This is a genomic window from Blautia sp. OF03-15BH, assembly GCF_003463065.1.
Lineage (GTDB): Bacteria > Bacillota > Clostridia > Lachnospirales > Lachnospiraceae > Limivivens.
In genome coordinates this window covers 221,511-229,769 of record NZ_QSCM01000004.1, presented here as the reverse complement: position 1 = coordinate 229,769, position 8,259 = coordinate 221,511, and the positions used below count along the sequence as shown (strand labels likewise).

Annotated in this window: 8 protein-coding genes; 7 read left to right on the top strand and 1 reads right to left on the bottom strand. The window is 47.7% G+C overall.

The window, feature by feature from the left end; genetic code table 11:
* Positions 1-205: 205 nt before the first annotated feature.
* From DXA57_RS06740 to rpsA, 6 genes are read left to right on the top strand one after another with little or no spacing between them, the layout of a single operon-like run.
* The gene (locus tag DXA57_RS06740) at positions 206-748 is read left to right on the top strand and encodes a hypothetical protein (RefSeq protein WP_117765876.1); all 543 of its coding nucleotides are present in this window, start codon (positions 206-208) and stop codon (positions 746-748) included.
* A gap of 47 nt (positions 749-795) precedes the next feature.
* A complete protein-coding gene (locus DXA57_RS06735; protein WP_117765874.1) occupies positions 796-1,554 on the top strand; it encodes a MurR/RpiR family transcriptional regulator in 759 nt (252 codons plus the stop codon).
* 13 nt (positions 1,555-1,567) lie between these two features.
* Positions 1,568-2,794: an NAD(P)/FAD-dependent oxidoreductase gene (locus tag DXA57_RS06730; protein ID WP_117765872.1), complete on the top strand. Its 1,227-nt coding sequence runs from the start codon at positions 1,568-1,570 to the stop codon at positions 2,792-2,794.
* 10 nt (positions 2,795-2,804) lie between these two features.
* A complete protein-coding gene (cmk, locus tag DXA57_RS06725; RefSeq protein WP_117765870.1) occupies positions 2,805-3,476 on the top strand; it encodes a (d)CMP kinase in 672 nt (223 codons plus the stop codon).
* Positions 3,473-4,324 (top strand): 4-hydroxy-3-methylbut-2-enyl diphosphate reductase, encoded by an 852-nt coding sequence (gene ispH, locus DXA57_RS06720; RefSeq protein ID WP_117765868.1) that lies wholly within the window; start codon positions 3,473-3,475, stop codon positions 4,322-4,324. The genes cmk and ispH overlap by 4 nt, the downstream gene beginning before the upstream one ends.
* The gene (gene rpsA / locus DXA57_RS06715) at positions 4,305-5,387 is read left to right on the top strand and encodes a 30S ribosomal protein S1 (RefSeq protein ID WP_117765866.1); all 1,083 of its coding nucleotides are present in this window, start codon (positions 4,305-4,307) and stop codon (positions 5,385-5,387) included. The genes ispH and rpsA overlap by 20 nt, the downstream gene beginning before the upstream one ends.
* A 93-nt stretch (positions 5,388-5,480) precedes the next feature.
* Here rpsA and DXA57_RS06710 read toward each other — a convergent pair whose 3' ends face one another.
* The gene (locus DXA57_RS06710; protein WP_117765864.1) at positions 5,481-6,473 is read right to left on the bottom strand and encodes a ribonuclease H-like domain-containing protein; all 993 of its coding nucleotides are present in this window, start codon (positions 6,471-6,473) and stop codon (positions 5,481-5,483) included.
* Between the two features lie 463 nt (positions 6,474-6,936).
* Between DXA57_RS06710 and rsxC the strand changes: the two genes are divergently transcribed.
* Positions 6,937-8,256 (top strand): electron transport complex subunit RsxC, encoded by a 1,320-nt coding sequence (gene rsxC / locus DXA57_RS06705; RefSeq protein WP_117765995.1) that lies wholly within the window; start codon positions 6,937-6,939, stop codon positions 8,254-8,256.
* The last annotated feature ends 3 nt before the right edge of the window (positions 8,257-8,259 follow it).

The following is an 8,259-nucleotide window of genomic DNA, read 5'->3' as shown; positions in this document are numbered from 1 at the left end:
GATAAGGCTTTTGAACTTGGGACCCGCCAAACATGAGAAAGCAGCGATTTACGCAGTAAATCAGCGGATTTCGAATGTTTATAGAATTGCGGGAGCTGCTTTGCAGCGGAGCAATTCGTAGGCATCAGTTGGGGGCAAAAGGTCTTTTATCCTCAACTGATGCCTACGAATTGATTCAGAATGCAGGAAAGGGGAGGTGAGCTCTATGCCAATGACAGGAAAGAGAAGAAAGATCACGGCTGCAGTGGTCGTCTTTTTTGTGTTGTTTTCCGCTCTTTTTCTCAGTGTGAGACCGGAAAACAGCGGATACGCGGCCGAGAGTCCTGCCGCTTCCTGTACCTGGCAGAGTGAGCACTTTTCCGTGACGGAGCATGTGAATGTGGAAGAACTCTCCGGAGTCCGGACACTGATGCTCCGACTGTTTCCCGGAATGAGACGCCATGCGGAGGAGCGGGAATCAGGCGCGGTGACAGTTACGCTGGAACTTTTGTGCGTGCTTTATTTTCTCCTGAGGCTTCGTTTTGTCTGTATGACAGGAGAACAGGCAGAAGCCTGCATTTCCCTGAAGGAGGCGGTGATCCGCTATATACACAGGCAGGACGGACAGAAGGATAAAACCGGTCATAAAACAGAAAAAAGCGATTGTTTTATAAAAAAGACCGGAGGTTATCTATATGGGATCAAATATTTTTGCGGTAGTTCTGATCGTGATCGTTGCTGCGGCAACCGCATATGCGGTCTGGCATGAACTTCACTGACAAAAGAAAAAGAGTGGAAAGATGAGGAAAAAGTGACATGAGTACATTTCAGGAACTGCTGGAAAAACTGGGGCTGAAGGGACATAAGGAAACAACGGAAAATCTTGGTTTTTCTGAACGGATGAAAAAGATGTTCCATATGAAAGAGAAATTTGCGGAGGTACCGGAAAAAGAGGTGCTGACGGAGATCCTTCAGTCCGATATGGAAAACATCAGAGGAACGATGGAAAGCCTGGACAAAGAGGCTTTTTCCATGGCAGCCGAACTGATCCAGAATGCGAAAAAAATCTACATCGTAGGGATCCGGAGCTGCGAACCCCTGGCAGATTTCCTGGGCTTTTACCTCAATATGTTATTTGATGAGGTCCATGTGGTACGGACGAACAGTGCCAGTGAGATCTTTGAACAGCTGATGCGGATCGGGGCAGGTGATGTTCTCATCGGCATCAGCTTTCCGAAATATTCCATGCGGACTGTGAAGGCCATGGAACTGGCTAACAGCCGGAGCGCTGGGGTGATCTCCATCACAGACAGCATTCATTCGCCGCTGAATCTCTATTCTTCCTGCAATCTCATTGCAAGAAGTGAGATGGCGTCTGTGGTGGATTCCCTGACGGCTCCGTTAAGCGTGATCAATGCGCTGATCGTGGCTCTCTGTCTCAGAAATCAGGATTCCCTGAAGCAGTCCATTGATACACTGGATCAGCTCTATGATGATTATCAGGTGTACGGAAGGGATGAGATGGATCCTTTTGATGGTGAAATAGAGATCTTTCATCAGGGAAGCAAGGTATGAGAAGGAGAAAAAAATGAAAAAAGTTCTGGTTATCGGCGGCGGAGCTGCCGGAATGTTTGCAGCGATCTCGGCGGCGGAGGAAGGCCACGAGGTCCATCTGTTTGAAAAAAATGAAAAATGTGGAAAAAAACTGTACATTACAGGAAAAGGCCGCTGTAATCTCACCAATGCCTGTGAGATGGAAGCCCTTTTCAACAACGTCTGCAGCAACAGCAAGTTTCTCTACAGTTCCTTCTATGGCTTCACCAATCAGGATGCCATTGCTTTTTTTGAAGAGAACGGTACGAAAACAAAAGTGGAACGGGGAGAAAGAGTGTTTCCCCTATCTGATCATTCTTCCGATGTGATCGGAGCCCTTACAAGAAGGATGCGTGCTCTTGGCGTTCAGGTACATTTAAATATAGAAGCAAAAGAAATCCTTACGGAAGAAGGACGGGTGACAGGTCTCCTTTTTTCGGATGGAACCAAGGAAACGGGAGATGCAGTGATCCTTGCCACCGGCGGTCTTTCCTACCCGAGTACGGGATCGACCGGTGACGGCTATCGCTTTGCAGAGAAGCTGGGGCATAAGATCACAGAGCTTTCTCCGGCACTGGTTCCTATGAATGTAAAAGAAGAGGACTGCCGGCGCCTTCAGGGACTGTCTCTTAAGAATGTCCGTGTCTCCCTTTCTGCCGGGAAGAAATGCTTTTATGAAGATTTCGGCGAGATGATGTTTACTCATTTTGGCGTGACGGGACCTCTGATCTTAAGTGCCAGCAGCCAGGTGCCGAAGAAATTCCGCGGACAGGAACTGACACTATCCATCGATCTGAAACCGGCTCTGAGCCCGGAACAGTTGGATGACCGTCTCCTGAGAGATTTTTCCAAAGAGAAAAACAAACAGTTCAAAAATGTTCTGGGCGGTCTCTTTCCATCAAAACTCATTCCTGTCATGGTAGAAAGATCAGGAATTGAGCCTGAAAAGCAGGTAAATGCGATAGAAAAGACAGAAAGATTGCAATTTGTAGAAAAAATTAAAAATTTCAGGTTGACCGTAACCGGATTCAGAGATTATAATGAAGCTATTATTACCAGAGGTGGAGTCTGTGTAAAGGAGGTCAATCCTTCCACGATGGAGTCCAAGCTGGTATCCGGACTGTTTTTTGCAGGCGAGATCCTGGATCTGGATGCTCTTACGGGAGGTTTTAATCTTCAGATCGCCTGGTCCACCGCCTATGCAGCCGGAAAAGGAATTTAGGAGGTTATCAATGGGATTCAACATTGCGATTGACGGACCGGCCGGTGCAGGCAAAAGTACCATCGCACGCCGGACGGCCCAGGAGCTCTCCTTTATCTATGTAGATACAGGAGCTCTTTATCGTGCCCTGGCTGTTTTCCTTGTAGACGAAGGAGTATCTCCGGAGGATACAGAAAAGGTCAAAGAGGCGGTAAAGAGTGTAAAGGTATCGATTGCTTACGAAAATGGAGAGCAGCAGGTACTGGTAAACGGTAAAAATGTGACAGACCGTCTCCGTGCAGAGAGTGTCGGCAATATGGCATCGACAATTTCAGCCATTCCGGCAGTGCGGGCGGCTCTTCTGGATCTTCAGAGAGATCTGGCAAAGGCTCATGACGTTCTGATGGACGGCAGAGATATCGGTACGAATGTACTGCCGGATGCAGAACTGAAGATCTATCTGACAGCCAGCGTGGAGACCAGGACAGAGCGCCGTTACAGGGATTTACAGGAGAAAGGCGTGGAAAAGCCCCTTTCTGAGATCAAAAAAGAGATCGAAGAGAGAGATCACCGCGATATGACCCGGGCCATCGCTCCACTGAAGCAGGCCGAAGATGCCGTTTATCTGGATACATCCCATATGAATATTGATGAGGTGGTCGAGGCCATCAGAAAATTATACCGGGAGCGTAAGAAAGCATGAAAGTGATCCGTGCAAAAACAGCTGGCTTTTGCTTCGGCGTCAAGCGTGCCGTAAATACGGTTTACGAAGAGGTGGAAAAGGGGAATGGCCCTATTTTCACCTACGGACCGATCATTCATAACGAAGAAGTGGTCCGTGATCTGGAGAAAAAAGGAGTTGCAGTTCTGGATTCTCCGGAAGAACTTGAGACAGTCACAGAAGGAACCGTGATCATCCGGTCTCATGGAGTAGCAAAGGACATTTATGATATCATCGAAAAAAACGGGCTTCATCTGGTGGATGCCACCTGCCCCTTTGTCCTGAAGATCCATAAGATCGTCCGGAAAGAGAGCGAAGCCGGAAACAATATCATTATCATCGGGAATGGCAGTCACCCGGAAGTAGAAGGGATCAAGGGCTGGTGTTCTACGGAAGCTTTCGTGCTGGAATCTGAAAAAGAAGCGGAAAATTTCTTCTATAAAGGAGAAAAAAAGCTCTGCGTCGTGTCTCAGACGACATTTAATTACAAGAAATTTAATAATTTAGTTGAAATTCTTGAAAAAAAGGGTTATGATATACATGTTTTAAATACGATCTGCAATGCGACCGAGGAGCGCCAGACAGAAGCCCGTCGGATTGCAAAAGAGGTGGATGCGATGGTTGTCATTGGCGGCAGGCAGAGTAGCAACACCCAGAAGTTATTTGAAATATGTAAACAGGAATGTGAAAATACTTACTATATACAGACACTAGATGATTTGGATGTGCATTCACTACAATCCGTTAGTTGCGTAGGTATTACCGCAGGGGCATCAACCCCAAATAATATTATTGAGGAGGTTCAAAACAATGTCAGAAATGAGCTTTGAACAAATGCTGGATGAGTCTTTCAAAACAATTCATAATGGAGAGGTAGTCGAAGGTACCGTAATCGATGTCAAAGATGATGAGATTATTCTGAATATTGGTTATAAAGCTGATGGTATCATCACAAAGAGTGAGTATACCAACGATAACAGCCTCGACTTAAAAGAGACAATCCATGTTGGCGATACAATGGAAGCCAAAGTCCTGAAGGTAAACGACGGTGAGGGTCAGGTCCTTCTCACCTACAAACGTCTGGCAGCTGAGAAAGGCAACAAACGCCTGGAAGAAGCTTTTGAGAATCATGAAGTTCTTACCGCTCCGGTAGCACAGGTTCTCGATGGCGGATTAAGCGTAGTCGTAGATGAAGCAAGAGTATTCATCCCGGCAAGCCTGGTATCTGATACTTATGAGAAAAACCTTCAGAAATATGCCGGTCAGGAGATCGAGTTCGTTATCAGCGAGTTCAATCCGAGAAGAAGAAGAATCATCGGTGACCGCAAGCAGCTTCTGGTTGCTAAAAAGGCTGAGTTGCAGAAAGCTCTCTTTGAGAGAATCCATGTTGGCGATGTTGTTGAGGGAACGATCAAAAATGTTACCGATTTCGGTGCATTTATCGATCTTGGCGGAGCTGACGGACTGCTTCACATCTCTGAGATGTCCTGGGGCCGCGTAGAGAATCCGAAGAAGACCTTCAAAGTTGGTGAGAAACTGACTGTTCTGATCAAAGACATCAGCGGCGACAAGATCGCACTGAGCCTGAAATTTGCAGATCAGAATCCGTGGCTGACCGCTGCTGAGAAATATGCAGCTGGTAATGTCGTAACCGGTCGTGTTGCAAGAATGACCGATTTCGGCGCATTCGTTGAGCTGGAGCCGGGCGTAGACGCTCTGCTTCATGTATCTCAGATCTCTCAGGAGCACGTAGAGAAACCCTCTGATGTTCTGAGTGTAGGTCAGGAGATTACTGCTAAAGTGGTCGATTTCAATGGCGAAGACAAAAAAATCAGCCTGAGCATGAAAGCCCTTCAGTCAAAAGCAGCTGCTGAGGAAGCAGAAGAAGAGTAAAAATCGAGAGGACATTTTCCCGTGTCCGCCAGGCAGACTAAAGACAAAGAAAGAGGATGCGATAAAGCATCCTCTTTTTGCAATTTTGAGGCATTATAACTGTTCCAGCGTATGAAAGATACAGTCATGGAGTGTTTGCAGCTGACCGGTCAGTTTTTCATCCATGAGAAGATAGCAAGTTTTATCCTTCCGGTCCCGATAAAAGACCGGATGAAACCAGGGGGAAGACTGTGGAAGGAAAATGCCGGTTTTCTTTATATAGCAGGTATTTCTGGTAGCCTTTTTCCGATAAGCAGGATCTACGCAGTCGGCTACACTTTTGTGAATGGCCTGATCTTCTTCCGGCAGATAATAGTAATTCTGATAATCCGGATAATAGTATTTCAGTGTATCGCGGATCCCGTATAAAAGGAAGCCGAATCCGGTTTCCTGACAGGAAAGATACCCCTGTGGAAGATGCAGGGAGAATGGCTTCGGAACCGGGTGCAGAAGCTCTGCCTGTGCGGAAAGAACCGGCTGACCGGCAGTTTCTCCTTTAAAGACTGCCTGCGTAACGGTAAAGCCTCCGTCGAGAAGGGAAAGGTATGGAAAAAAGGCCAGAAGGCCGGGAAGCAGGAGCAGATCATTGTTCCATGCTCCGCTTCGTTCCAGTCCGAGAAATCCTTCCAGAGAGCGTTGATCCAGATGCGGAAAGCCCAAAAGTTTTTTTAAAGGTGCAAAGCAGCGGTAGAGGTCGATGCTTTCCGACGAAGAAAGATCCAGGGGAAGCGCAAGGGCAGTGCATCGCCTGGTGAGGACGGGAAGGTCAAAGCTGTTTCCGTTATAATGGATGATACAGGAAAAACGGGGGAGAAGAGTCAGGACTTCCTGAAGCATTTCTTTTTCTTCTTCTGTCTGTTCCGGCAGCCACTGACGGACCTGCCAGGTGCCGTTTTCCTGAAAAATCAGGCCGAGGTAGAGGATTCGGCTGTTTTTGCGGCCAAAAGCTTTTGTTTCCAGATCCAGAAAAGCGGTTTTTTCGGGTGGAAACGGGATTTTATCAGGGAGTGTGATGACTCCCGGGAAAGTGAAATTCTGAAGGATCATAGAGAACTCCTTTATGTATCAAGATACCAGTGTCAAAAGGTCAAAAAGCTGTTCGTGCTTGCACGATAAGGCTTTTGAACTTGGGACACGCCAAATATGAGAAAGTAGCGATTTACGCAGTAAATCAGCGGATTTCGAATATTTGGAGGATTGCGGGAGCAGCATAGCTGCGTAGCAATCCGGGTATCAAATGAGTGTCAAAAGACCTTTTGACACTCATATCAATGATTAAGTTCGGAGCCAGGCTGGTTTCCAGTCAAACGTGTAAACGGTATCTGGATGAATGAACAGGTCTGGCTGGAATCAGTATACCATAAATTTTGTCAGTTGTGTGAACGCAGATCGCGAAGCGACTGCGTTCATGAGCAAGTAGCGAAGCGGATTGCGAATGTCCGCTTTACAGATTCTTCCGAAAACTCCGGGTGTGCGGGAGATCAGAGCAAAAAAAGGAGGAAAGAAAAGAATGTTAGGACACACCTTCAAAGGGGGAATCCACCCCTATGATGGAAAAGAACTGTCAAAAGACAAAGCCATCAGCAGCGTCCTTCCAAAAGGAGAGCTGGTGTATCCGTTGTCTCAGCATATCGGCGCACCGGCAGTCCCCGTGGTAGAAAAGGGAGAACATGTGCTGGTCGGACAGAAGATCGCAGAAGCCGGTGGCTTTGTGTCTGCACCGATCCATGCATCGGTATCCGGAACGGTAAAAGGGATTGAAAAACGTCTGACGGTTACCGGAAATATAGCAGACTGTATTGTGATTGAAAATGATGGAAAATACGAAGAGGTAGTCTGGCCGGAACGAAAGCCTCTGGATCAGATGACTCCGAAAGAAATCCTGGAGATCGTAAAGGAAGCTGGTGTTGTGGGAATGGGAGGTGCCGGTTTTCCTACTCATGTGAAGCTTTCTCCGAAGGAACCGGAGAAGATCGACTACGTCATTGCCAACTGTGCGGAATGTGAGCCCTATCTGACTTCTGACTACCGGAGGATGATTGAAAATCCGGAGCTCCTGGTAGGAGGAATGAAAGTACTGCTCCGTATTTTTCCCCATGCAAAGGGCGTGATCGCGGTAGAGGATAACAAAAAAGATGCCATTGAGTATCTGGAAGAGGCGGCAAAGGATGAGCCGAACATCCAGGTGGTCGCACTGAAGACCAAATATCCGCAGGGAGCAGAGCGTATGTTGATCTATGCGGTGACGGGAAGAAAACTGAATTCTTCCATGCTTCCGGCCGATGTCGGCTGCGTGGTCGATAACTGTGATACGGTGGTTTCTCTTTACCGGGCGGCTGTTCAGGGAAGACCGCTGATGCATCGGATCGTTACGGTGACAGGAGATGCGGTACAGGATCCCAGAAACTTTTCTGTCTGTACGGGAACCAGTTACCGGGAACTTCTGGAGGCAGCAGGCGGACTGAAAACAGAGCCGGAGAAGATCATTTCCGGTGGTCCCATGATGGGATTCGGGCTTTACAGCCTGGACGTGCCGGTGACAAAGACTTCTTCCGCCCTTCTCTGTATGACGAAGGATGAAGTGTCTCGTTATGAGGAGACGGCCTGCATCAACTGCGGACGCTGTGTGGAAGCCTGTCCGGAGCAGCTGCTCCCGTCGAGACTTGCAGATGCTTCCGTTCATCACCGGGAAGCGTGGTTTGAGCAGCATAACGGCCTGGAATGCTGTGAGTGCGGCTGCTGCAGTTATGTCTGTCCGGCCAGAAGACCACTGACCCAGTACATCAAATCCATGAGAAAAATCATTCTTGGAAAGAAGAAAAAGAAATAGGAG

What these genes read in the sequence shown, in the direction of transcription:
- DXA57_RS06740 (WP_117765876.1), top strand. Translation starts at nt 206, where the DNA reads ATGCCAATGACAGGAAAGAGAAGAAAGATCACGGCTGCAGTGGTCGTC.
- DXA57_RS06735 (WP_117765874.1), top strand. Translation starts at nt 796, where the DNA reads ATGAGTACATTTCAGGAACTGCTGGAAAAACTGGGGCTGAAGGGACAT.
- DXA57_RS06730 (WP_117765872.1), top strand. Translation starts at nt 1,568, where the DNA reads ATGAAAAAAGTTCTGGTTATCGGCGGCGGAGCTGCCGGAATGTTTGCA.
- cmk (WP_117765870.1), top strand. Translation starts at nt 2,805, where the DNA reads ATGGGATTCAACATTGCGATTGACGGACCGGCCGGTGCAGGCAAAAGT.
- ispH (WP_117765868.1), top strand. Translation starts at nt 3,473, where the DNA reads ATGAAAGTGATCCGTGCAAAAACAGCTGGCTTTTGCTTCGGCGTCAAG.
- rpsA (WP_117765866.1), top strand. Translation starts at nt 4,305, where the DNA reads ATGTCAGAAATGAGCTTTGAACAAATGCTGGATGAGTCTTTCAAAACA.
- DXA57_RS06710 (WP_117765864.1), bottom strand. Translation starts at nt 6,473, where the DNA reads ATGATCCTTCAGAATTTCACTTTCCCGGGAGTCATCACACTCCCTGAT.
- rsxC (WP_117765995.1), top strand. Translation starts at nt 6,937, where the DNA reads ATGTTAGGACACACCTTCAAAGGGGGAATCCACCCCTATGATGGAAAA.